The following is a 22308-nucleotide window of genomic DNA, read 5'->3' as shown; positions in this document are numbered from 1 at the left end:
TACAAAAGTTACTTAATCCTATTAACTGCAAAATGACCGGAACTTAGGTAAGATAGTTAAAACAAATAACAAAGGAGACCTGAATGATGAACCAAATAATTGACACGATTTTATCCCATCGCTCTATTCGAAAATTTGAAGAAAAACCGCTCAGCGATGAACAAATCAAAACAATCATTGAATGCGCCCAGGCGGCTTCGACTTCTAGTTTTATACAAGCGTACTCCATAATTGGCGTGAAGAATCCAGCAGCTAAACAGAGATTGGCAGAGCTTGCAGGCAATCAGTCTTATGTCGCTCGGAACGGACACTTCTTTATTTTTTGCGCAGATTTGCATCGCCACGAAGTATTGGCTGAGATGGAAGGCGTGAACTTAGATGAAACGCTCGAGAGCACAGAGAAATTCATGGTGGCTGCAATAGATGCCTCGCTTGCAGCACAAAATGCAGTCATTGCAGCTGAATCGATGGGACTTGGCGCCGTTTATATCGGAGGATTGCGAAACAGTTTAAACGAGGTCTCAGAGCTGCTTAAAACACCAAACAGAGTCGTGCCTCTTTTTGGACTTGCTGTTGGGTATCCGGCCCAAAATCCGGATAAAAAGCCAAGAATCCAGACGGAACATATATACCACGAAGAAGCTTACGAATCTGACAGCGGAAAATATATCAGGCAATTAGAAGACTATAATCGCGTCATCTCTTCCTATTACCATGAACGGACTGATGGAATGAGAACGGATACTTGGACAAGTCAAATGGCAGCCATGCTTTCTAAGCCGACGAGAATGTATATGAAAGAGTTTGTTGAATCAAAAGGGTTTAATAAAAGATAAGCCGGGAAAACTTACTTCGTATGAATAAATTTGATTTTACTCATGAAGGAGCGGTATGAATGGCAGAAAAAATTTTAGTCGTTGTGACCACTGCAGATAAAATTACAGATGAACATAAAACAGGCCTTTGGCTGTCAGAATTTGCTGAACCGTATGAGGAATTTACCGGGCATGGTTATGAGGTAACTGTAGCAAGTCCTAAAGGAGGAGATGTTCCTCTCGATCCCGGCAGCTTAGAAGGCGTGGAACAAGATAAATGGTCAGAGCCCATCAGCAGGCTGAAAGAAACTCAGATGCTGGATGACATTCAAGCAGATGAGTATGCAGCTATATTCCTTCCTGGCGGTCATGGAACCATGTTTGATTTCCCTTCTAATAAAAAACTGCAGGAGCTGCTCGTGCATTTTGCAGAATCTGATAAAGTCATTGGCGCTGTCTGCCACGGTCCTGCTGGTTTCGTTGGCCCTGTCCTTTCAAATGGAAAACCATTAGTGGAAGGCAAACGATTAACTGGATTTACAAATGAAGAAGAAGCGGACACCAAATTGGATCAATACATGCCTTTTCTTTTAGAAACAAAGCTTACAGAACTTGGTGCAGAATTTGTGACCACTCCAAAATTTACTGAGCATGTAGAAGTAGACGGTAAGCTGGTTACTGGTCAAAATCCGCAATCAAGTATAAATGCGGCAAAAGAATTTGTCAGAGTTTTATCAAAATAAGCTGCTGAAAAAGACCTTAAATGGTCTTTTTTTGTTGGTTTTTGTTTCACGTGGAACGTTTCCCTTGAGAAACATTTAATTGAACACCTTTTCTTAAAAAGTTGCTGTGAGTATAATGAAATTATTATTTGGAGGATTCGATAGGGCTTGTAAAGAAAGTGGTGGGAAGATTGAAAATAGATGAGACTGACCGAAAAATCATAAAATTGCTGACGGATAATGGCCGCATGTCCTATGTGGATATTGGAAAAGAGTTAGAGCTTTCCCGAGTTGCCGTAAGAGAAAGAGTCAATCAATTAATAAATGAGGGTGTAATCGAAAGGTTTACAGTAGTCGTCAATTCAGAGAAGGTTGGCAGGTCTGTATCGGCATTCTTTGAAGTGGATTGTGAGCCAGCCTTTTTAATAGAGGTTGCTGAAACACTTGCAGACAATCCTAAGGTCGCTAGCTGCTATCAAATGACAGGTCCGAGTACCCTTCATATGCACGTGCTTGTTGAGAATTTCACGGCTCTTGAAAAATTCATTAATCATGAGCTTTATGCTTTAGAAGGGATAACGCGAGTTGAGAGTCACATCTTACTCCGCAGATTTAAGAGCAGGAATGGACTGAAATTATAGATCAAGAAGCTTTTTGCACCTAGAATAGATTGAATATTTAACATATTCAGATATAATAAAATGGGAGATGGATATTACAAAAGTTAACAATAAAAAGAAATATGCTTAACAATTGTTTGCTTGCGGATAGGTTTTTAAAACACTATGACTACAAGGGGATCAACAATATGAACTTTGATTATTTATATCACCCATATCCTTCAGAGCGGCAGACTGTTTTTGCGAAAAATGGAATGGTCGCAACATCACAGCCTCTTGCGGCACAGGCTGGTTTGGATATCCTGAAAAAAGGCGGCAATGCTGTCGATGCGGCGATTGCAGCTGCCGCAGCCTTGACAGTTCTAGAGCCAACTTCTAATGGAATTGGAGGAGACGCATTTGCTCTGGTTTGGACAAATGGGAACCTGTATGGTCTAAATGCAAGCGGACCTGCCCCATCAGCGCTCTCCATTGAGGCTGTAAAGGCTAAGGGATACACAAAAATGCCTGTACATGGAGTAACTCCTATAACAGTTCCAGGTGCTCCTGCTGCTTGGGTACAGCTATCAAAACGGTTTGGACGCCTTCCTCTTCAAGAAGTGCTCTCACCTGCAATTGCATATGCTGAAGAAGGATATCCTTTGACTCCAATTTTGGGGAAATACTGGTCTCTTGCTTATGAAAAATTCAAAACCACTCTAACAGGTTCTGAGTTTGAAGCGTGGTTTACTACATTTGCACCAAATCAGCGATCCCCTAAAATCGGTGAAATCTGGCGTTCTCCGGATCATGCAGCTACATTAAGGGAGATAGCAGAAACGAGCGGGGAAAGCTTCTACCGCGGACGATTAGCAGAGAAAATCAGCTCCTTTGTCGAAAAGCATGGAGGTTTTCTATCAAAAGAAGACCTTGCTTCTTATGAAGCTGAATGGGTTGATCCGATCTCAGTGCATTACAAAGGATATGACGTATGGGAAATCCCGCCTAATGGCCAGGGGATTGTCGCTTTGCTTGGCCTCAATATCTTAAAAGGCTATTTGGTAGCCGAGAAGGACAATGCAGATACATACCATAAACAAATTGAAGCGATGAAGCTCGCTTTTACTGACGGGAAAGCATACGTCACAGATCCAAAAGAGATGAAGATCACAACGGAAGAACTGCTGTCAGAACAATATGGAGAAAAGAGAAGGGCCGAAATAAAAGATGAGGCGATTTTACCTGAAGCTTATGAGCCGGCAAGAGGTGGCACGGTTTATTTGGCGGCAGCGGATGGGGAAGGCAATATGGTTTCTTTCATACAGAGCAACTACATGGGATTTGGTTCGGGCGTTGTGATTCCGGGAACGGGGATCTCGATGCAAAACCGAGGGCATGATTTTTCTCTTGATGAAACACATCCCAATGCCTTAAAGCCAGGGAAGAAAACCTATCACACCATTATTCCGGGTTTTTTGACAAAGGATAATCAAGCTGTCGGTCCTTTTGGAGTAATGGGCGGGTATATGCAGCCGCAGGGACATCTGCAGGTAGTCATGAATACCATTGATTTTCACCTGCATCCGCAGGCAGCTCTTGATGCACCGCGATGGCAGTGGATTGAGGGAAAAAAGGTCCTTGTTGAACCACATTTTCCTTCCCATCTCGCACAGGCTTTAGTCCGGAAAGGGCATCAAATCCAAATGACAGTGGATACAGGCCAATTTGGACGCGGGCAGATTATTTGGAGGGATCCTGATACAGGTGTGCTAACTGGCGGTACAGAGCCAAGAGCAGATGGATCAATTGCGTCTTGGTAAGTGAAGAGAATGAGGTGACCTTTCTGTGAAACAGTGGAATATTTTCATTGCATTTTTCAGGTCAGGCATGCTTGGATTTGGGGGAGGTCCTTCGACCATTCCGCTTGTGCATAAAGAAGTGGTTGAGAGATTTAAATGGATGAATGATGATGAATTTTCAGACGTACTGGCACTAGGGAATACACTTCCGGGTCCAATAGCAACGAAAATGGCCGGTTACATCGGATATCGGATCGGAGGCTATGCAGGCATGCTGAATGCTGTAATCGCAACAGCGCTTCCAACAGTATTCTTGATGATTTTACTGCTGACAACCTTAAATGCTTATAAAGATGAGGCGTGGGTCAAAGGAATGTCTCAAGCCGTTCTGCCGGTCGTTGCAGTTATGCTGCTAACCCTTACATGGGATTTCGCGAAGAAATCGTCGCAGTCCTTTGGATTGGTTAAAACGGTTATCCTTATGGGAGCATCCTTTGTCTTAATGGAAGCTCTGCACGTTCATCCGGGTATTTTAATTGGCATTCTGCTGATGTGGGCTATTTTTTATAGGGAGAAAAGCGGCAGGAAGAAGAAAGAGAAGGGGATGCATTCATGATTTACTGGCACATTTTTTTGGCTTTCTTCCTTCCGGGCATCCTCGGTTATGGTGGAGGTCCAGCTTCCATACCCCTTATTGAAAAAGAAGTCGTTGACCGCTATGAATGGCAGACCGTCAGTGAATTCAGTGAGACACTGGCTCTTGGAAACGCACTCCCTGGCCCGATTGCAACAAAAATGGCCGGATTTATCGGCTATCAGCAGGGAGGCCTGCTTGGGGCAGCAGTTGGGCTGTTTGCAACTATTGCTCCCTCATTGATCTTAATGCTGATTCTTTTAAAGGTTTTAATCAAATATAAGGAATCGCCTCAGGTAAAAAGGCTTTCCATAGTGGTAAGGCCTGTCATCGCGGTTATGCTTGGAGTCATGACCTATCAATTCCTGGATAATGCAGTTCTTGGTTTTGGAATTTGGCATACTCTGCTGCTGTTTATCCTTAGTTTCGTCCTGCTTGAAAAAATGAAAGTTCATCCTGCCTATGTCATAGCCGGAGCTCTGCTTTATGGAGGGGTTTTTCTTTCATAGTCTGGTTCTATTCTGTTTGTCCCTCTTCAAAAATGGAAGAGGGTCTTTTTTAGCAAAGAAAAAAATTATGCAGTTCGATGTCTAGCTCCTTCGCCAAGAACAAATCAGGCTAAAAAGTCAAACCCGGACTTTTCGCCGGTATCTTATCTGCCATCCCTGAACTAAACTGGCGGTCCGCTTTTCTGTGTTAAATTTGAGATAATCACAATAGTTTTAGACTTATCAACAGCCCTGTGAATAAATATATTTCCTCTGCATATATAGTGGCGAACAATTGTACCCACACAAAATGTGGATAGAAATTGTGGATATGTTGATAACTTCTGTTGATAACTGTTGTCGAATTGTGGAATAACGTGTGAATATCTAATAATTTAACAAAAACTTTAAAAACGTTTACATGAATTTACAAAAAAAACATGTATTTGTGCTTTTTCAGCATTTTTGGCATGATGGTGATACAATCACGCTCGGCAGGAAGGAATGGACCTTTGAGAATCTATAAAATCTTAAACAATAATGCTGCAGTCGTTCTTGATGAACAGCAGGAGAAAATTGTAATGGGCCCGGGGATTGCTTTTCAAAAAAGCAAAAATGATATTATACCGGCCAGTAAAATTGAAAAAATATTTGTGATGAGAGAAGAAAGCGAGAAATTTCAGCAGCTGCTGCAAATGGTTCCCGAGAAACACGTTGAGCTTGCCGAAGAAGTCATCAGCTATGCGGAAGGCCAATTGATGTCACCTCTTAGCAATCACATTCACATAGCATTAACAGATCATCTGTCATTTGCAATTGAAAGAATTCAGCAAGGCTATCAAATTCAAAATAAATTGCTGAATGAAATTAAGGTGCTCTACAAAAAGGAGTTTGAGATCGGGATTTGGGCGATCCAAAAAGTACAGGAAAAGCTTGGGGTTTCTCTTCCGGAAGATGAAGCGGGACATATTGCCCTCCACATTCATACGGCGAAATTAGATTCTTCTGATATGACGGTTACATTAAAGCATGCGACCATCATTCAAGAATCAATCAGCATAATAGAACATCACTTCGGTCTAAAGCTGAGTAAAAATTCCATCTCCTATCAGAGGCTGCTGACCCATCTTAGATTCGCTTTAAATCGCCTTGAGCAGGATGAGGAATTTCATGTTATGGATATCGAAATGCTTAGACTCATTCAGGAAAAATACGCATTTGCCTATCAATGTTCAAAGAAGATTGCGGATTATTTAAGTGAGGAATACATCCTGCATTTTCCAGAATCTGAGATTGGATATATTACCCTTCACATCCAGAGATTAAGCGAGTAAAAAAATCTTGACGAACACGCTTTCATCTCATACAATGAAAGCGTATTAAAAGTTCATATCCGGGATTGTGACTGGTTATGCAGGCAAGACCTAAAATTTGTAAAGAGATCATTGGAGAAACTCTGTCTATGATATCTTTATAAGTTTTAGGTCTTTTTCTATTTAAAAAGGAGGATAAACATGAATTATAAAGACATTGCAGAAAAAATTGTACCGCTGCTCGGCGGAAAAGAAAATATCATCAGTGCCACACACTGTGCGACAAGACTCCGTTTAGTTTTGCAGGATGAAAGCAAAGCAGATAAGGCGGAAATAGAAGAAGTTGAAGGGGTTAAAGGCGCATTTGCAAGCTCTGGTCAATTTCAAATTATTTTTGGTACCGGGAATGTGAATAAAGTCTATGAACAGCTGCAGCCAATGATCGGAAAAATGGATGTAGATTCCGTATCGCATGCTGAAGCTGTAAAGCAAAAAATGAATCCTTTTGCCAGATTTGCAAAAACACTGTCGAATATCTTCGTTCCAATCATTCCTGCTATCGTAGCGAGCGGTTTATTAATGGGTCTGCTTGGAATGATGAAAGCATTTGAATGGGTCAGCACGGACAGTCCATTCATTGTTTTGCTGGATATGTTCTCAAGCGCAGCCTTTATTATTCTGCCGATTCTAATTGGTGTCAGCGCATCCCGCGAGTTCGGAGCAAATCCCTATTTAGGAGCCGTCATAGGGGGGATTCTTACTCACCCTGTCCTGCAAAATCCGTGGGGACTGGCTGAGGCGAAGCCTGAGTATTTGAATTTTGCAGGAATGGATATCGCGATGCTTGGCTATCAGGGAACCGTAATTCCAATTCTTCTTGCGGTTTATGTCATGAGCAAAATTGAGAAAGGGCTCCGCAAGATTGTACCTAACTCGATTGATTTGCTTGTCACACCGTTTTTGACCATTATCTCAACAGGCTTTATCGCTTTAATTGCCATTGGCCCTCTTGGCCGCGGGTTAGGTACTTTGATTACAACTACGTTAACTTACGTTTATGATACAGCCGGTTTTATGGCGGGTCTTATCTTTGGCGGAACCTATTCTTTAATCGTACTGACAGGTGTTCATCACAGCTTCCATGCCATTGAAGCAGGTCTTCTTGCCGATCTTGGGAAGAACTATCTCCTTCCAATCTGGTCAATGGCAAACGTTGCTCAGGGCGGAGCGGGTCTTGCCGTTTTCTTTATGACAAAGCGCGCCAAAACAAAAGAAATTGCATTGCCTGGTGCTTTCTCAGCCTTCTTAGGAATTACTGAGCCGGTTATTTTTGGAGTTAACTTGCGCTACCGCAAGCCATTTATTGGAGGAATGATCGGCGGAGCACTTGGGGGCGCATATGTAGTCTTTACGAACGTAACGGCAAATGCTTATGGATTAACGGGTATTCCGATGATTGCGATTGTTGCTCCATTTGGAACATCTGCCATCATGAATTATCTGATCGGATTCGTGATTGCCGTAGCAGGAGCGTTTATTGCGACGCTTCTTCTCGGATTAAAAGAAGACGAGACTAAGTAGGACTTGCTATCTAAAACAAGAATTAAGTAAGCTATAACTAAAAATCAGGCAGTCATATGCCTGATTTTCTTTTACTAGAGAGGGGAGCTGCATCCATGAAAAACGGGATTATCAGTTTAGGAGAGGCATTAATTGATTTTATACCAGTTGATTCAGATAATTTGATCTATCAAAAGAGCCCAGGAGGAGCGCCTGCAAACGTTGCAGTTGGCTTAGCAAGACTTGGAGCTGATTCTGCTTTTCTTGGAAAAGTGGGAAATGACGTACTCGGGACTTTTTTAAAAGATACTTTAGCGTCCTACGGAGTTCATACAGATCATATGCTGCTGACAGATGAAGCGAAAACAGGCGCCGTGTTTATTACATTGGTCGAAAATGGAGAGCGTTCTTTTGATTTTTATATCGATCCAAGTGCAGACCGGTTTATAAAAAGTGAAGAATTAAACGAATCGCTATTTGAAAGCAGTAAAATCCTTCATTATGGTTCAATTTCTATGATCAGCGAACCTTCTAGGACCGCAACGATCAAGGCGGTTGAGCTTGCCAGAAAGAACGGAATGATTATTTCGTATGATCCCAATTTAAGATTGAGCTTATGGGAAAACGAGGATACTGCACGTGAAACGATTCTTTCTATGTTTGATTATGCCGATCTGATCAAAATTTCTGAAGAGGAACTTGAATTTTTAACGGGAGAAGCAACGATTGAAAAAGGAGTAAAGAAGCTTTCTGACTATAACATTCCTTTGCTGCTTGTAACACTCGGAAGTGAAGGAAGCTATGCGTTTACACAGAACGTGACTGCAAGAATTCATGCAATGAAAGTAAATGCAGTTGACACAACAGGCGCAGGAGATGCGTTTGTTTCAGGTGTTTTATATAAATTAAATGAGTATGATGGAAATTTAAGCTCGCTTTCGGAAAATGAATTACAGGACATCGGCCGGTTTGCAAGTGTATCAGGCGGACTTGCTGCATCGGTTAAAGGGGCAATGACCGCATTGCCTACACTGGAAGAAGTTCAAGGCATTCTAAAAAACGCGTAAAGGAGCGATGAATGTGATAAACCTCGATTCAGAGCTAAAAGAAGCAGCATATCAAGAGGTTGAAGCCAGCCGGAATACGGTTGAAAAAGATCCATATCGGCTGAAGCACCATATTATGCCTCCAGTCGGACTCCTTAACGATCCGAACGGCTTTATTCAGTGGAAGGGGATTTACCACCTTTTCTATCAGTGGATGCCATTTAAAACAGGACATGGAGCAAAATTCTGGGGCCATTATACCTCAAGGGACCTTGTCAATTGGGAGCATGAACCGATCGCTCTTGCCCCAAGCGAGTGGTATGAAAAGAATGGGTGCTACTCAGGCAGTGCCATTGAAGCTTTTGATAAACTACATCTGTTCTATACTGGAAATGTGAAGGACGAAAATGGAGAAAGGGAGACGTATCAATGCCTTGCCGTTTCAGAGGACGGAATCCATTTTGATAAAAAAGGCGTTGTAGCTGAACTTCCGGACGGCTATACTGCCCATTTTCGGGATCCGAAGGTTTGGGAGCATGAAGGAAAGTGGTACATGGTTGCAGGAGCTCAAACAAAGGAAATGGCCGGACGTGCTGCGCTTCTTGTCTCTGAAAATCTGTATAATTGGGAGCTCCTGGGCGATGCGGCAGGTTCAAATACAGAACAGCTTGATGAGTTTGGCTATATGTGGGAGTGCCCTGATCTGTTCCGCCTGAACGGCAAGGATGTACTGATTGTGTCTCCTCAAGGGTTGGAACCGGAAGGGAATCTTTATCAGAACGTCTATCAATCCGGCTACTTTGTTGGAGAGCTAGATTACAAGACGGCAAAATTAAATCATGGTGAATTTACAGAGCTTGACAGAGGCTTTGATTTTTATGCTCCGCAAACGACAGTTGATGAAAAAGGCAGACGCTTATTAATTGCCTGGATGAGTGTGCCTGTTCAGGACGAGGACAAGCATCCGACCATAGCAAACAAGTGGATTCACACAATGACATTTCCGAGGAAATTGTCGATAAAAGGTGAAAACTTGCTGCAGGAGCCTGTCGAGGAGTTAAAAGCTTTAAGAAAAAATGAACAGGTGCTTGAAATGGTGAAGATCACAAATGAGGAAGTTCAGAAGCGGGAAACAGAGGGTGCTGTTTATGAGATGATCCTTGATCAGATAAAAGTAGAAGACTCTTTTAAGCTCTCAATTAAAAAGAATGCCGAGCTACATTACTCTCGCAGGGATCAGCTGTTTACGCTAACTAGAATCAGTTATGCTGACGGCCATCCTGAATCAAGAAAATGTCATTTGGCAGAGCTGACCAAGCTTCAAGTGTTTGTAGATACATCTTCAATTGAAGTATTTATAAATGACGGTGAAGAAGTGTTTACGGCGAGGATGTTCCCGGATGCTGAGGAGAAAAGTTCCGTGTTTTCTTCTGAAGGAGAAACGGTATTTCATTTGAAGAAGTGGGATTTGTAATAGAATGGAGGGCTGCCTATTTAATGGCAGCTTTTTTTGTTGTTTAGGAATCTAAAATATAACCGCTTTGTAGATAATTGTTCGAAAACTAAGCGGTGAATGGATCAGAAAAAGCCCCTCGCTGAAGAAATAAGTGCGTCAAAGCGGACCCGGACTTCTGCCGGATTCTTATCTGCCTGTCGGAGGTGCCTTGGCGCCTGCGCTTATGTTCTGTGCAAAGATTTTGAGTCAGGTCCAACTGGGAGATCCAGAAAAAATCAAAAAACCGGCCAGAGGCCGGTTCCTTTTATTTATTCTCGTATAATCGCAATGCAGCATGGTTCGTTGGTCCAACGTACTCATTAAGAGGGAAGGAATGGCGGATGGCTGCTGTAATAAATTGTTTAGCTGTATAGATGGCTTCTTTAACAGATGCGCCTTTTGCAAGCTCTGCAGTGATGGCAGCTGAATACGTGCAGCCTGCACCATGTGTATAAGAAGTATCGATGCGCTCGCCTTCAAGAATCTGAAATTCAGTTCCATCATAAAGAACATCCACTGCTTTTTCATGCTGAAGCTTGCCGCCGCCTTTGACAAGCACGTATTTAGCACCCAAATCAAAGATTTTCACCGCAGCTTCCTTCATTTGGTCAACCGTTGTAATTGTCCCGATGCCGCTTAACTGGCCAGCTTCAAATAAGTTTGGAGTAACAACTGTTGCAAGCGGTGTAAGGATTTCGCGCAATGCATCCGCAAGGTCAGGGTACAGAACTTCGTCCGCTCCTTTGCACACCATAACAGGGTCAACTACTACATTTTCAAGATTATTCTTTTTTATTGTTTCAGCAGCAAGTTTAATGATATCTACAGTTGGAAGCATGCCTGTTTTCATTGCATCCACGCCGATTCCTTCAACGATGGTTGCTGCCTGTGCTTTAATGGTATCTAATTCCACAGGAAATACTTGATGATGCCACTCATTATTCGGATCCATCGCTACTACGACTGTTAAAGCCGTCATCCCATATACTCCGCGCTCTTGAAATGTTTTTAAATCTGCCTGAATACCAGCACCGCCGCTGCTGTCTGATCCAGCAAATGTTAAGGCTTTTTTCATTGTCATAAGTATGTGTACCTCCATCCAGGTGTTTGAAATCAAATCTTTCATAGCTATTATATCAATTTCGAAAAAGGTTAGCCATTGATGAGAAATAGGTTGCAAATTGGATAAGATACCCATATACTATTATTGAACAGTGGTTAAATAAAGTGAGGTGGTCCATTTGGCAGCAAGAAGAGCAGTCGATCAAGAGCTTACGCGAGAATCCATCATGCAAGCTGCACATCAATTATTTCATGAAAAAGGCTATCAGAACGTTTCAATGAGGCAAATCGCAAAAGAACTGAATTATAGTCACGGAGCCATCTACTATCATTTTAAAAATAAAGCTGAGCTTTTTTACGCGCTTGTTAAAGCAGATTTCAAACTTCTTGATGAAAAACTGAAGGGTGTATTAGACCAAGAAGGACTAGATAACGAAGTGAAAATTAAAAAGATACTCGAGGGATATATTGAATTCGGATTAAAAAACCAAAGTCAATATGAACTTATGTTTTTAACAAAAGATGAAGAGGTTATAAGCTATATGATTCATGAGCCTAACGTGAGCTACGAAAAATTTGCTCAGGCTATTTATGTGTTATCAGAACAGCAGGTTTCAGCAACTGTAATATGGTCTGTCTTTTTATCTCTTCATGGGTTTGTAACGCATTACTGTAAGACGGGGATGACATTTAATGAGGTGGAGCCCTTGATGAAGTCACATGTTATTTTTCTAATGAAAGGTTTAACCTAATTTTTTTGTCTTTAATTGAACAGCGGTTAATAAAAGGGAGGAGAATGAAAATGAAGCACGCAATTGTTTTTGGAGCATCCGGCGGGATGGGGTATGCGCTTGTCATGGAACTTATAAGCAGAGGGTTTGAGGTTACAGCTTTTGCAAGAAATGAACAAAAGTTAAAAGAACTTTTTGGTCATTTAAAAGAGGTGAATATTCATTCAGGCGATGCAATGAATCAAGAGGAAGTAGCAGAGGCATGCAGGAAGAAAGATTTTATCTTTCACAGTATTAATATTCCTTATCCTGAGTGGACGGATGGACACCCGCTTATTATGCAAAACTTGCTCCAGGCTGTTAAACAGGAAAACTCAAGATTCATACTCGCTGACAATATATACGCCTATGGAAGACAAACAGAGCCGGTCACAGAGGCAGCCTCAAAAAAACCGCATACGAAAAAGGGGAAAATCAGACTTCAGCTTGAACAGATGGTGAAGTCAGCAGAAATTCCTTATCTCATTATTCATTTTCCGGATTATTATGGTCCAAAAGCTGAAAACACCTATATACATTTTACGCTCAACCAAATGCTGCAAAATCGCACTTCCCAATTTGTAGGCTCATTGAATCTTGAAAGAGAGTATATTTATACTCCTGATGGAGCGAAAGCCGCGGTAGAGCTCGCCCTCACTCCTCATGCCTATCAGCAGAATTGGAATATTCCAGGTGCAGGGACACTGACTGGAAAAGAGTTCGTTAAAGTGGTGCGTGATGCAACTGGCTACAGCAAAAAAGTGATTACTGTTAAAAAGGGCATGATTTCCTTCATCGGTCTTTTCGACAAAATGATGAGGGAATCGGTTGAAATGATGTATTTAACTGAAAAACCGGTGCTTTTATCAGGAGCCAAATATGAAAAAGAAATTGGTCCGCTTCCTAGAACTCCATTTGACTTGGGGATAAGAGCAGTCATTTCCTCCATGCAAAAAACCAGCCATTAAGGTCAAAGGGGTTCCGTTTTTGGAGGGAAAACCAAAAATCACACCCTATTTAGGACCGTGAATAGCATTAGGTTTAGTACACTAAATCGCACCGCTTTTAGCGGTGTTTTCTTGCATACAAAAACTCAGTTCATTGTAGAACTGAGTTAATAAGTAATTCAATTATAGCCCCTGATTGTGGAATAAAAAAATCAAATAAACAAGGTTAAAAGATAATTAAAAACTTTCAATTTCCAGAAGTGCTAAGAGATAAATAATCTGTCTGTGAAATAACATCTACTTCTTGTCCATCTTTTTCGTAAACGGTTAAACTACCTTCTTGCTCTTTTTTCTCCCAACCCCATTGTTTAATGATTGCTCGGTACCTTAAAGGCAGACCATTTTCTTCTGAAGCTGGGCCCCAATTATAAGCTTCTAGTTTACTTTTATTAGCTGTCATCTCAGCAGTTTTGGGTACTGGAAACCCCTCGAATTTTGCTGATTCCTCATATGAAAAAAGAATTATTAAGGGAATGCCAATTAATAAAGCAGTAAATGCAATTAACCCGCCTACTATTTTTTTATTAATCTTTGATCATCCTTTCACCTTGTTTTTATCGAATTCAAAATTACACCAAAATCTTCTTAATTTCTTCCTTCGTTAAACATCCATTTAATGGAATATCCATTATTTATAATAATATCATATAAATCCCATTTAAATGTGGTCTGTCAGTAGACATCAGGCAATAAAATAATTTGGGAATTCTCAAAGCCAATTAGCACACTAATTTTATGATGGACAATAGTTATTATCCTATTGCTAAATAGGTAACTATTTCTGCTCTTAAACGTTGAAAACCTTGTAATATCAACAAAAATAACAGGTCTAATCCATATGGAATTAGCCTGCTATTTTTAGTGCTACCTCATCAATTCTTTTTCCATCTGAATATAATTCTCTAATCTGTTCGATGACGGTCACACATTCATCATGAAGTTGGTACTTCTTATGAAGTTTTCGGACCTTTAAATGGTGGCTGTGATTCCTTATGTATCTCCTGATAGTTTCGACCGGTATCCCGATTTTCTCAGAGACGTCTGCAACGGTCAGCCAAGGGACACAAAAGGGACATTATAACCTCAAAATAAGGGGACGCGAAGGGGATATATCATCATTCTCATTGATATCATTAAAACACTAGGCTTTGCCTGGTATATCACCCTTGGTGATATCAGTTTTTCCTTATGCTCTTTCTCTTTCTCACTCCATGAGCCTTTTAATCCGTATTCTGTTTTTTGGCCAAAAGGAGAAAGAGTAACAGAATAAAAAGACTACTGTGGCTGTTGAAAAAAGTTTGATCAAAAATCCTGTATTGATATGCAGGATTCCTTTTGTTCCGCAATCGGGCCATTTAATGGAATAAAACATAATAAGAGAATGCTCTGTTAGCGATAAGTGTTGATTTTATCAATTTCAAAAAGACCAGTAAGATATTTCCTAACTGGTCTAGTATTGTAAATGTAGATTTAACGGAATAACACTTCTGTAAATATAATAATCATCCAAGTTTATCGCTAACTTTTTTCTTTACTGGCATCCAAATTTCGCTATATACATTTTCCGATGTACCATTATGCTTTGTAAAAGAAATTCCAGGTATATCTGCTAATTCATAATCTGAAGAAGGCAACCATTCAGAATAAATTTTTGCGGTAGTTTCTTGAAGCGTAGCAGGAAATGGTCCTTGATTAGGGAAAATTGCCCATAAACTTTCTTCAATAAAAAGTTGTTCTAAATCATCGAATGTATTTTCTTTTGTAGTTGCAAAACCAATCATATGAGTTAAGTAGCCTTTTTCTTCCAAGAAACCATCATCAAAATCATAAGATACATTCAAGACTTGATGAGGATATAAATCAGCTAATTGATGCATTTCATTTCTTTGTTGTTCGGTAATTGACTGGGCTAGTTCTAAGATAGCATGATTTTCACCTTCGAATTGAATTGGCACTCTTTTCGATACACCTACTATATTAAACTTCTCTTTCTTTTCAATTTTGAATTCCATGGATATTCCTCCTCTTATATCTATAAAGAATGAAAATTTGGGAAATGATTTTTGAATTTTGTTTTTAGTTACTACTGAAGGTAAAAAACCACTCCATTCACGAAAGGCTCTTGAAAATCCTTCTATAGATTGATAACCATATTTATAGGCAATATCTGTCACTTTTGCTCCGTTAATTAATTCAACATTTGCAACTGATAATCTCCTATTTTTGATATACTCATTCAATGACATGCCAGCCATATACGAAAACATTCTTTTAAAATGATAATCAGATAGTCCTACAATTTTTGATATATCTTTTCCAGAGATTTCTTCCGTCAAATGTGTTTCAATGTAGTCCATTAAATGATTGAATTCTTGTAACATTCATTTCCCTCCTTTACAAATACATATTATCGGTAAATTTCTTTTTTTACTCGATGTTTTATATACGGAATGTATCGGAATTTGCTTTCATAATTATTTTTATAGGCCCCTTAATTAAGGTCAGCTGGTTTTTGCAGGACACGTAACATCCGTTTTTACATGAATATCTGGAAAATAGATTCTGCCTTGAATTTTGCTCTTGATACACGATAAAGGATCTTCTTCTTCGGGGTTCGGTGCCTCAGGTTTTGGCTCTTCCATAGGTGCGGGAGCAGGTTTTTCTTTAGCAGGAGGCTGCGGTTTCTTTTCTTCCTGAACAGGTGCTGAATCTGCGGGTACAGTATTTGGATAGTTGTTTGCGGCAGCTATTGCTTCAAAGGATTGGTTTGAGTGAAGAATGATAACTGAGGTGCCTGTGTGTACCTGGTCGAATAGATAGCGGATTTCTTCATTATGCATACGAATACAGCCTGCGCTGGCATAAGTTCCGATGGAATTAGGATTGTTATTGCCATGGATGGCATAGGTCGTTCCATTGGTGCCAAGAGCATGAAGACCGAGCCATCTGTCTCCGAGCGGATTTCGGCTGTCGCCTCCTGGAATATTGTCTTTGTAATAAGGACGATTTTTGATCTTGTTTACAATTGGAAACGCTCCTTCCGGGGTAAACGAATTATCTCTCCCTGTTGCGACATTAAATACATTAAGAAGCTTGCCGCCGTCAAAAAATGCAAGTTTATTCGTGCTTTTGTTAATGATGATAAGCTGAGGTACAGCGTCTGCTTTAACTGGCACAATAAAAGATGCAAATAAGAAAAGAGCGGCAAACAGCATAAACCATTTTTTCATTTCTCTCTAGTCCCCTTTTAGTTAAAAAAGTACAAGAAAAGATTACCAGACAACGAATGAGGAACATGTAGAATCTTCTTGTCGAAATGCTGATAATTAAAGTCATCTCTCCTTTTACTCTATTCGTAGCATAAGACGGGGGTTTTGGTTAAATTGTTCCAATTAAATATAAAAAAGGCGGGTCTCATGAGATATGAGACCCGCCTATACATCTATATTAGTAGGGGGAAATATAGATTGTATGAATTATTGGTGTGCTACAATTACTACCTTGCCCTTATCAAGCTCTTCTTCCATATGAGCTGCTTCGTTCTCTGTTAATCCCAGAGATACCATTTTCGAGCGAAGCTCATCTCCGCGTGAACGGAAAACGTTTTTCATTGATGAAAAGACGCCTTGCTCGGAAACGCCGACACTTTCAGTATCTGTTCCGGAAGTGAGATGTTTTGAGCGGTTCGGGTCATGTGCGAAAAGATAAATATCGTCTTTTACAAACCCTTCAACTTCAAGGTGATTGATTTTTTCAGTTGCTTGAACACCATTTTCAACTACAAATGTTTTCATTTTAATCTCTCTCCTTTTTCTGCTGATAGTTAATAAATACCCAATGTACAAGTTTTAAAAACAAGCTGGTTAATAAATGAGTCTAAAGTATCAGCCTAGAGCAATCTTTTCCTTTTTATGATTTAATGAGCAGTAGAAATAAATAGGAAAAGAGGAGATCAGGATTGCGTGTTTCAGTCATTATTGTGACATATAACCGTCTTTACACTCTTGCAGAGCTGCTAGAATCTATTGCCCGTCAAACATACCGCCCATATGAAATTATTGTTGTGAATGATGGAGGGGAACCGGTAGACTCTTTAAAAGATGCCTATCATGATCTTCCAATACGCATCATTGATCTAGAAGAAAATGCAGGACATGTTCATGCCCGCAACGCCGGAGCTTTCCAGGCAGAAGGCGATGCTATTATGCTGAGTGATGATGATGACTATTTCACCCCTGAGCATATTGAAAGAATGGTTCATGAACTGACAGATGCGCATCTTGTCTATTCAGATGTTGAGATTGTCGGGTTTGAGGAACAGAACCACGTACGAGTTCCTATCAGCCGCAGATTATTTGCCTATACATATGATTCAAAAGAAATGAGGCGCTTCTCAACGTTTGTGCCGTCAGGAAGCTTATATTTAAAAAATGTCCATCAGTCGATCGGATATTTTGATCCAGAGGTTCACAATTATTGGGACTGGGACTTCTTTTTAAGAGTTTCAGGAAAATTTCAAGTGAAGCGGGTGCCGGTAGCTAGCGTTATTTATGCTTTTTCTGATACAGGCAATCATCAATCTGCAGCTCTTAATGAAAGAAGACAATCTTACCTTGAAAAGCTCAGTGAAAAGCATCAATTGGGAGAGCTTCCTCAAAAAAACTTCTTTGTTCTATTAGAAGAACCCGAATTAAAGGCAAGAGAGGCGCTAAGCCTGCTTGTCTGGGACGGGAAGCCAATGATATCGAGATTAATCTGACTCCTGCTGCGGCAGGAGTTTTTGTTTAATGATTGCAAAGTTATAATCTCGATGGTATTATAAGTTTAAATGTTTAAACAAATAGACTAAAAGGAGTTTATATAGTTGAAAACCGTATTAATTACAGGAGCTTCAGATGGAATCGGAAGAGAGCTTGCTTATAAGTATGCAGAGGATAACTTCCGTCTAATCTTGACAGCAAGAAACGAAATGAAACTAATGAAACTGGCTGACGAACTTAAAAATACGACAGCAATCGTCAAAGCTAAGGACTTAAGTAATATGAATCAAATTCATGAATTGTTTCAGGAATTGCAGCAGGAGAAGATTCATGTGGATGTTTTAGTGAACAATGCCGGTTTTGGTTTATATGGGGATTTTATAAACACGTCTGCGGAAGAGGAACTGAATATGATTGATTTGAATATCAAATCAATCACGCTGTTAACCAAATTATTTTTACCTGATATGATTTCAAAAAAATCAGGCCAGGTTTTAAATGTTGCCTCCACTGCCGCTTTTCAGCCCGGTCCATTGATGGCGGTCTATTACGCGGCAAAAGCTTATGTGTTATCATTTAGTGAAGCAATTGAAAATGAACTGAAAGGCACTGGTGTATCAGTATTTGTTTTATGTCCCGGCCCTACTAAAACAAGCTTCAGCGAACGCGCCAATCTTGGACAATCCAAGCTCTTTAAAAGTGGAGTAATGGAAGTGAAACCCGTTGCTGATGCGGCATATGAAGGGATGAAAAAAGGTAAGACTCTGATTATTCCAGGCTTTAAAAATACAATTCTTGCAGCAGCTGTACGATTCATGCCGCGAAAAACGGTAACAGGCATTGTGCGGAAGACGCAAGAGCGCGCTTAAGAAAGGTGTGAATCAAATGGGAGACCAAGCCATTGATACATTTCGTTCATGCATCCCATTATTCCATGCTCTCGGCGATCCCGCGAGACAGGACATTATTCTTTTATTAGCAGAAACGGAAAGGCTGACTGTGAATGAAATTGCCGATCAATCCCGGCTTTCAAGACCAGCAATTTCCCATCATCTGAAAATATTGAAGGATCAGGGATTGGTGACCATTGAACAGCAGGGTACGAAGAGGTTCTATTCATTAGCACTTGAAGATTCAGTTACCCTTCTGAAAAAATTAATTACCTTGGTAGAAGAAACCTGTATTTAACCTTAAGAAAGGATGAAAACAGATGAAACAGCAGCTTCATGACGGCTGGTGGACGTGGCTAAAACCGGAATTTGAAAAACCATATTATCAGAGGCTGAGAGAATTTCTGAAAACAGAATATGAGACAGAGACCATCTATCCAGACATGGACGATTTGTTTAACGCTCTGCAATTCACTTCTTATGAAGAGGTAAAAGTAGTGATCCTTGGCCAGGATCCTTATCATGGGCCAAATCAGGCTCACGGCCTTAGCTTCTCTGTTCAGGAAGGTGTCAAGCAGCCGCCTTCGCTCCGTAATATTTTTCTGGAATTGAAGGATGATCTTGGATATGATCCTCCAAATCATGGTTCCCTTGAAAAATGGGCTAAGCAAGGTGTGCTGTTATTGAATACTGTTTTGACAGTAAGAAAAGGTCAGGCAGCCTCACACAAAGGGCAAGGCTGGGAAACGTTCACAAATCGCATCATTGAGCTTTTGAATGAGCGCGAACAGCCAGTCGTGTTTATTTTATGGGGAAAGCATGCAGCAGAAAAGAAAGCGCTGATTGATACAGTTAAACATATAGTGATTGAATCGCCGCACCCCAGTCCTTTTTCCGCCAGAAAAGGATTCTTCGGAAGCAAGCCGTTTTCAAGAGCGAATGAGGCACTGAAGAAAATGGGACGGAATGAAATTGACTGGGAAATAAGAAACAGATAAAAAAGAGGAGGTGCTGTCCGCACCTCCTCTTAACTGATTATACCCAGCCTGTTACACGCTCATGATCTGTAACAAGCAATAAGATTTTACCTTCATCAAGCTTTTCTTCATAGCGTTCTGCTTCTGCAGAGCTGAATCCGACTTCTTCTAATTTTGTGCGAAGCTCATCGCCTTTTTTGCTGAAAATGTTGCCCACCGCACTTCCAAGACCTAATTCAGAGATGCCGATGGTATTCGCTTCTGCATTGTTTGCTATACGGTTTGTGCGTTCATCATCATGTGAGAGAATATAAATGTCGTGCTTGTCGACACCTTTACTTTTCAGTTCCATTACGTCATTTTTTAATAGTTCGTCATTTGTGTATTCTTTTACAGCTGGTTTCATTTTCATTCACTCTCCTTTTAGGTTACTTAGTGTTTAAATAGCACTAACCGGTAAAAGTTAAACCCCTTTTTTTCAGGCGATGTAGAGCGTCTATTGGTATAATAGGTTACAAGGATAAGAATAAAGGCAGGATATAGGATATGAAGAATCAACCGATCAACTGCTTAAAATGCACGTATTACTATGTCACTTGGGACAGGGATTTTCCAAACGGCTGCAGGGCTTACGGTTTTAAATCTGCTGTAAGACCTTCTGTAACCGTGATGAAATCATCAGGTGAAGCCTGTATGAAATACACTTCAAAAAGATAATGTTTCATGCGATATAGAAATACCAAAGAAATGGAGGAACGGCAGGATGGATATACATATTTCAAAGCTGCTTGCAAAAATGGAAAAAGAAATTCACGGTGCCATGCACGGATCAAGTGATTCAGAAGTAAGAGAAAGACTGCTTGCAGTGAAAACACTATGTGATCTGGTGCTTGAAGAGCAGGCGGAAGAGCGCTATGAAACGAAGCAGCCTTCTCCGAATCAAGTGGATTCCCTTCAGCTTCAAAAAATGATGGGAGCATCTAATTTTAACAACAAGAAAAAAGAAGAGGGCGGCGTGAACGGGGATTCTATATTTGATTTTTAAACAGGAGGCGGTTTTATGAGTCCGAGTGATTTTGTAAATCTAGCCGTCATTTCATTTCCAATCATCATCATCATCCTGGTTTTCATAGGATTATATAAAATTATTGTCAAAAAGCAGACTGTAACAACGTATTATACTCCTTTTGATGAAATAACCGGCCAGGCACCCGTCGCCTTTCACGAGGAAAAATATATGCAGGAGGATGAGGATGGACAAGGTGATGATAAAAATAAAAACAAGAATCCAAAGATTTGAACATCTGTTGACGAATCGGCTGTCTGTCTTGATTTAAAGAAATGATAGGGTAAGATGAAAACTAGAGGCTGATTTCAAAATCGAGGAGAAGATAATCTTGAAACTATTTTTAATACTTGCTGCAGCAAACGCTTTTCTGGCCGTCGCATTAGGCGCATTCGGAGCTCATGGGCTTGAAGGAAAGGTACCTGAGAAATACTTGAAAATCTGGCAGACAGGCGTCACTTATCAAATGTTTCATGCCGGCGGTTTATTCGTTATCGCTTTTTTAATCGATAAACTTCCGCAGGCAGGCATGCTGACATGGGCGGGCTGGCTCATGTTTATCGGAATTCTCTTATTTTCCGGAAGCCTGTACGTCTTAACCGTTACTCAAATTAGTGTTCTTGGTGCCATCACACCGCTCGGAGGCCTTTCATTTTTAATTGCCTGGGTAATGATGATCATTGCAGTTGTGAAGTTTTTATAGAATTGGAGGAGTCCTTTGCGGGACTCTTTTTTTTTGAAAAAGGGAAGGGGTATCAATTTGATCATAAACCTCAGGAATCGATAATTAACCTGCAAATCTATTATCCCTATCACACAATACATGGTAAAATAAGAAAAAAAAGGGTGGTTTAAAACGTGAAGAAGGTGCTTTTGATTATAGGCAGTTTGATGATTTTATCAGGTGTATCAGGTGCATTAAATCATATATCACTTATTTTTAAGTCGCTGGAAGAAGAACTTGGTGAATATGGAAGCCCCGCGTCTTTAATGATATGGCAGTACATTCCGTCCTTCTCCGTCTATGTTACATTACTTGCAGCCGGGAGCCTCTTGCTCGGTCTGGCAGCTCTTTTAAAACAGCAAGAAAAGCGCAACGTTCTGATGGAACAATTAATAGATGCAGTTAAAGGAAAAGATGGAGAGGCAGAACATGCAGCCGCTGTAAATCCATCTGACATCGAAAAACAGACGCTTACCCTGTTTCAAAGCAGAAATGAGCGTGACCTTGAAGAAACCAGCGAAGATCAGGAGAAAGATGAGCGCTATTATTGGAAGGGTTAATGCGGACCATTTTTTGCACAA

Annotated in this window: 28 protein-coding genes; 21 read left to right on the top strand and 7 right to left on the bottom strand. The window is 40.5% G+C overall.

From position 1 onward, the window contains the following. The first annotated feature begins 86 nt into the window (after nt 1–86). The 10 genes from nfsA to QLQ22_RS24380 all read left to right on the top strand — a co-directional run bounded on the left by nfsA (nt 87) and on the right by QLQ22_RS24380 (nt 10450). Nucleotides 87–836: an oxygen-insensitive NADPH nitroreductase gene (nfsA, locus tag QLQ22_RS24425; protein ID WP_223438720.1), complete on the top strand. Its 750-nt coding sequence runs from the start codon at nt 87–89 to the stop codon at nt 834–836. Nucleotides 837–895: 59 nt separating this feature from the next. Next, nucleotides 896–1558, top strand: a complete 663-nt coding sequence (locus QLQ22_RS24420) for a type 1 glutamine amidotransferase domain-containing protein (RefSeq protein ID WP_223438719.1) — start codon at nt 896–898, stop codon at nt 1556–1558. Nucleotides 1559–1728: 170 nt separating this feature from the next. Further along, nucleotides 1729–2178, top strand: coding sequence for an Lrp/AsnC family transcriptional regulator (locus tag QLQ22_RS24415; protein WP_223438718.1), 450 nt, complete (start codon nt 1729–1731; stop codon nt 2176–2178). A gap of 167 nt (nt 2179–2345) precedes the next feature. Continuing rightward, nucleotides 2346–3956, top strand: coding sequence for a gamma-glutamyltransferase family protein (locus tag QLQ22_RS24410; protein WP_284015758.1), 1611 nt, complete (start codon nt 2346–2348; stop codon nt 3954–3956). A 25-nt stretch (nt 3957–3981) separates the two neighbouring features. Next, entirely contained in the window at nt 3982–4551 is a 570-nt protein-coding gene (locus tag QLQ22_RS24405) for a chromate transporter (RefSeq protein WP_223438716.1), read from the top strand. Further along, on the top strand, nt 4548–5078 hold the full coding sequence (locus tag QLQ22_RS24400; protein ID WP_223438715.1) for a chromate transporter: 531 nt from the start codon (nt 4548–4550) through the stop codon (nt 5076–5078). Before QLQ22_RS24405 ends, QLQ22_RS24400 begins: the two co-directional genes overlap by 4 nt. Before the next feature lie 491 nt (nt 5079–5569). Next, nucleotides 5570–6391 (top strand): PRD domain-containing protein, encoded by an 822-nt coding sequence (locus tag QLQ22_RS24395; protein WP_223438714.1) that lies wholly within the window; start codon nt 5570–5572, stop codon nt 6389–6391. 180 nt (nt 6392–6571) lie between these two features. Continuing rightward, nucleotides 6572–7951: a sucrose-specific PTS transporter subunit IIBC gene (locus tag QLQ22_RS24390; RefSeq protein ID WP_223438713.1), complete on the top strand. Its 1380-nt coding sequence runs from the start codon at nt 6572–6574 to the stop codon at nt 7949–7951. Between the two features lie 95 nt (nt 7952–8046). Further along, nucleotides 8047–8997, top strand: a complete 951-nt coding sequence (locus tag QLQ22_RS24385) for a carbohydrate kinase family protein (RefSeq protein ID WP_252207743.1) — start codon at nt 8047–8049, stop codon at nt 8995–8997. A gap of 7 nt (nt 8998–9004) precedes the next feature. Beyond that, the gene (locus tag QLQ22_RS24380) at nt 9005–10450 is read left to right on the top strand and encodes a glycoside hydrolase family 32 protein (protein WP_284015757.1); all 1446 of its coding nucleotides are present in this window, start codon (nt 9005–9007) and stop codon (nt 10448–10450) included. A 286-nt stretch (nt 10451–10736) separates the two neighbouring features. Here QLQ22_RS24380 and QLQ22_RS24375 read toward each other — a convergent pair whose 3' ends face one another. Continuing rightward, the gene (locus QLQ22_RS24375) at nt 10737–11552 is read right to left on the bottom strand and encodes a bifunctional hydroxymethylpyrimidine kinase/phosphomethylpyrimidine kinase (RefSeq protein WP_223438710.1); all 816 of its coding nucleotides are present in this window, start codon (nt 11550–11552) and stop codon (nt 10737–10739) included. Between the two features lie 160 nt (nt 11553–11712). Here QLQ22_RS24375 and QLQ22_RS24370 point away from each other — a divergent pair, with 160 nt between their 5' ends. Then, nucleotides 11713–12285, top strand: a complete 573-nt coding sequence (locus QLQ22_RS24370) for a TetR/AcrR family transcriptional regulator (RefSeq protein WP_284015756.1) — start codon at nt 11713–11715, stop codon at nt 12283–12285. Between the two features lie 50 nt (nt 12286–12335). Beyond that, on the top strand, nt 12336–13271 hold the full coding sequence (locus QLQ22_RS24365) for an SDR family NAD(P)-dependent oxidoreductase (RefSeq protein ID WP_223438708.1): 936 nt from the start codon (nt 12336–12338) through the stop codon (nt 13269–13271). Between the two features lie 226 nt (nt 13272–13497). On the opposite strand, the gene QLQ22_RS24360 is transcribed toward QLQ22_RS24365, so the two are convergent. The 5 genes from QLQ22_RS24360 to QLQ22_RS24345 all read right to left on the bottom strand — a co-directional run bounded on the left by QLQ22_RS24360 (nt 13498) and on the right by QLQ22_RS24345 (nt 17104). Continuing rightward, entirely contained in the window at nt 13498–13710 is a 213-nt protein-coding gene (locus QLQ22_RS24360) for a hypothetical protein (protein ID WP_284015755.1), read from the bottom strand. 444 nt (nt 13711–14154) lie between these two features. Then, the gene (locus QLQ22_RS25225; protein ID WP_223443753.1) at nt 14155–14364 is read right to left on the bottom strand and encodes a MerR family transcriptional regulator; all 210 of its coding nucleotides are present in this window, start codon (nt 14362–14364) and stop codon (nt 14155–14157) included. A 448-nt stretch (nt 14365–14812) separates the two neighbouring features. Continuing rightward, nucleotides 14813–15691 (bottom strand): AraC family transcriptional regulator, encoded by an 879-nt coding sequence (locus tag QLQ22_RS24355; protein WP_284015754.1) that lies wholly within the window; start codon nt 15689–15691, stop codon nt 14813–14815. 120 nt (nt 15692–15811) lie between these two features. After that, nucleotides 15812–16540: a L,D-transpeptidase family protein gene (locus tag QLQ22_RS24350; RefSeq protein WP_284015753.1), complete on the bottom strand. Its 729-nt coding sequence runs from the start codon at nt 16538–16540 to the stop codon at nt 15812–15814. Between the two features lie 246 nt (nt 16541–16786). Further along, nucleotides 16787–17104: a YflT domain-containing protein gene (locus QLQ22_RS24345; RefSeq protein WP_070878811.1), complete on the bottom strand. Its 318-nt coding sequence runs from the start codon at nt 17102–17104 to the stop codon at nt 16787–16789. A gap of 164 nt (nt 17105–17268) precedes the next feature. Between QLQ22_RS24345 and QLQ22_RS24340 the strand changes: the two genes are divergently transcribed. From QLQ22_RS24340 to QLQ22_RS24325, 4 genes are all read left to right on the top strand, one after another. Beyond that, nucleotides 17269–18069, top strand: a complete 801-nt coding sequence (locus QLQ22_RS24340) for a glycosyltransferase family 2 protein (RefSeq protein ID WP_223438705.1) — start codon at nt 17269–17271, stop codon at nt 18067–18069. A 105-nt stretch (nt 18070–18174) separates the two neighbouring features. Then, nucleotides 18175–18939, top strand: coding sequence for an SDR family NAD(P)-dependent oxidoreductase (locus tag QLQ22_RS24335; RefSeq protein WP_223438704.1), 765 nt, complete (start codon nt 18175–18177; stop codon nt 18937–18939). A gap of 16 nt (nt 18940–18955) precedes the next feature. Beyond that, nucleotides 18956–19258: an ArsR/SmtB family transcription factor gene (locus QLQ22_RS24330; RefSeq protein WP_223438703.1), complete on the top strand. Its 303-nt coding sequence runs from the start codon at nt 18956–18958 to the stop codon at nt 19256–19258. A 22-nt stretch (nt 19259–19280) separates the two neighbouring features. Then, on the top strand, nt 19281–19958 hold the full coding sequence (locus QLQ22_RS24325; RefSeq protein WP_223438702.1) for a uracil-DNA glycosylase: 678 nt from the start codon (nt 19281–19283) through the stop codon (nt 19956–19958). Nucleotides 19959–19995: 37 nt separating this feature from the next. Here the strand turns inward: QLQ22_RS24325 and QLQ22_RS24320 are convergent, their stop codons facing one another. Continuing rightward, nucleotides 19996–20343, bottom strand: a complete 348-nt coding sequence (locus tag QLQ22_RS24320; protein ID WP_223443752.1) for a YflT domain-containing protein — start codon at nt 20341–20343, stop codon at nt 19996–19998. Nucleotides 20344–20483: 140 nt separating this feature from the next. On the opposite strand from QLQ22_RS24320, the gene QLQ22_RS24315 reads away from it, so the two are divergent. The 5 genes from QLQ22_RS24315 (at nt 20484) to QLQ22_RS24295 (ending at nt 22287) form a co-directional block, all read left to right on the top strand. After that, nucleotides 20484–20654 (top strand): uracil-DNA glycosylase, encoded by a 171-nt coding sequence (locus QLQ22_RS24315; RefSeq protein WP_223438701.1) that lies wholly within the window; start codon nt 20484–20486, stop codon nt 20652–20654. 46 nt (nt 20655–20700) lie between these two features. After that, nucleotides 20701–20982 (top strand): YwdI family protein, encoded by a 282-nt coding sequence (locus tag QLQ22_RS24310; protein ID WP_252207735.1) that lies wholly within the window; start codon nt 20701–20703, stop codon nt 20980–20982. A 15-nt stretch (nt 20983–20997) separates the two neighbouring features. Next, a complete protein-coding gene (locus tag QLQ22_RS24305; RefSeq protein WP_252207733.1) occupies nt 20998–21237 on the top strand; it encodes a DUF3951 domain-containing protein in 240 nt (79 codons plus the stop codon). A 97-nt stretch (nt 21238–21334) separates the two neighbouring features. Next, nucleotides 21335–21706, top strand: a complete 372-nt coding sequence (locus QLQ22_RS24300; RefSeq protein WP_070878805.1) for a DUF423 domain-containing protein — start codon at nt 21335–21337, stop codon at nt 21704–21706. A gap of 155 nt (nt 21707–21861) precedes the next feature. Then, the gene (locus QLQ22_RS24295) at nt 21862–22287 is read left to right on the top strand and encodes a hypothetical protein (protein WP_223438698.1); all 426 of its coding nucleotides are present in this window, start codon (nt 21862–21864) and stop codon (nt 22285–22287) included. The last annotated feature ends 21 nt before the right edge of the window (nt 22288–22308 follow it).

The organism is Metabacillus hrfriensis (assembly GCF_030127205.1).
Lineage (GTDB): Bacteria > Bacillota > Bacilli > Bacillales > Bacillaceae > Bacillus_P > Bacillus_P dongyingensis.
This window is presented reverse-complemented; position numbering and strand designations above follow the sequence as displayed.

Excerpts from the sequence above, each read along its gene's own strand:
- nfsA (WP_223438720.1), top strand. The coding sequence starts at position 87 with ATGAACCAAATAATTGACACGATTTTATCCCATCGCTCTATTCGAAAA.
- QLQ22_RS24420 (WP_223438719.1), top strand. The coding sequence starts at position 896 with ATGGCAGAAAAAATTTTAGTCGTTGTGACCACTGCAGATAAAATTACA.
- QLQ22_RS24410 (WP_284015758.1), top strand. The coding sequence starts at position 2,346 with ATGAACTTTGATTATTTATATCACCCATATCCTTCAGAGCGGCAGACT.
- QLQ22_RS24400 (WP_223438715.1), top strand. The coding sequence starts at position 4,548 with ATGATTTACTGGCACATTTTTTTGGCTTTCTTCCTTCCGGGCATCCTC.
- QLQ22_RS24390 (WP_223438713.1), top strand. The coding sequence starts at position 6,572 with ATGAATTATAAAGACATTGCAGAAAAAATTGTACCGCTGCTCGGCGGA.
- QLQ22_RS24385 (WP_252207743.1), top strand. The coding sequence starts at position 8,047 with ATGAAAAACGGGATTATCAGTTTAGGAGAGGCATTAATTGATTTTATA.
- QLQ22_RS24380 (WP_284015757.1), top strand. The coding sequence starts at position 9,005 with ATGAATGTGATAAACCTCGATTCAGAGCTAAAAGAAGCAGCATATCAA.
- QLQ22_RS24375 (WP_223438710.1), bottom strand. The coding sequence starts at position 11,552 with ATGACAATGAAAAAAGCCTTAACATTTGCTGGATCAGACAGCAGCGGC.
- QLQ22_RS24365 (WP_223438708.1), top strand. The coding sequence starts at position 12,336 with ATGAAGCACGCAATTGTTTTTGGAGCATCCGGCGGGATGGGGTATGCG.
- QLQ22_RS24360 (WP_284015755.1), bottom strand. The coding sequence starts at position 13,710 with ATGACAGCTAATAAAAGTAAACTAGAAGCTTATAATTGGGGCCCAGCT.
- QLQ22_RS24355 (WP_284015754.1), bottom strand. The coding sequence starts at position 15,691 with ATGTTACAAGAATTCAATCATTTAATGGACTACATTGAAACACATTTG.
- QLQ22_RS24350 (WP_284015753.1), bottom strand. The coding sequence starts at position 16,540 with ATGAAAAAATGGTTTATGCTGTTTGCCGCTCTTTTCTTATTTGCATCT.
- QLQ22_RS24345 (WP_070878811.1), bottom strand. The coding sequence starts at position 17,104 with ATGAAAACATTTGTAGTTGAAAATGGTGTTCAAGCAACTGAAAAAATC.
- QLQ22_RS24330 (WP_223438703.1), top strand. The coding sequence starts at position 18,956 with ATGGGAGACCAAGCCATTGATACATTTCGTTCATGCATCCCATTATTC.
- QLQ22_RS24325 (WP_223438702.1), top strand. The coding sequence starts at position 19,281 with ATGAAACAGCAGCTTCATGACGGCTGGTGGACGTGGCTAAAACCGGAA.
- QLQ22_RS24320 (WP_223443752.1), bottom strand. The coding sequence starts at position 20,343 with ATGAAACCAGCTGTAAAAGAATACACAAATGACGAACTATTAAAAAAT.
- QLQ22_RS24315 (WP_223438701.1), top strand. The coding sequence starts at position 20,484 with ATGAAGAATCAACCGATCAACTGCTTAAAATGCACGTATTACTATGTC.
- QLQ22_RS24310 (WP_252207735.1), top strand. The coding sequence starts at position 20,701 with ATGGATATACATATTTCAAAGCTGCTTGCAAAAATGGAAAAAGAAATT.
- QLQ22_RS24305 (WP_252207733.1), top strand. The coding sequence starts at position 20,998 with ATGAGTCCGAGTGATTTTGTAAATCTAGCCGTCATTTCATTTCCAATC.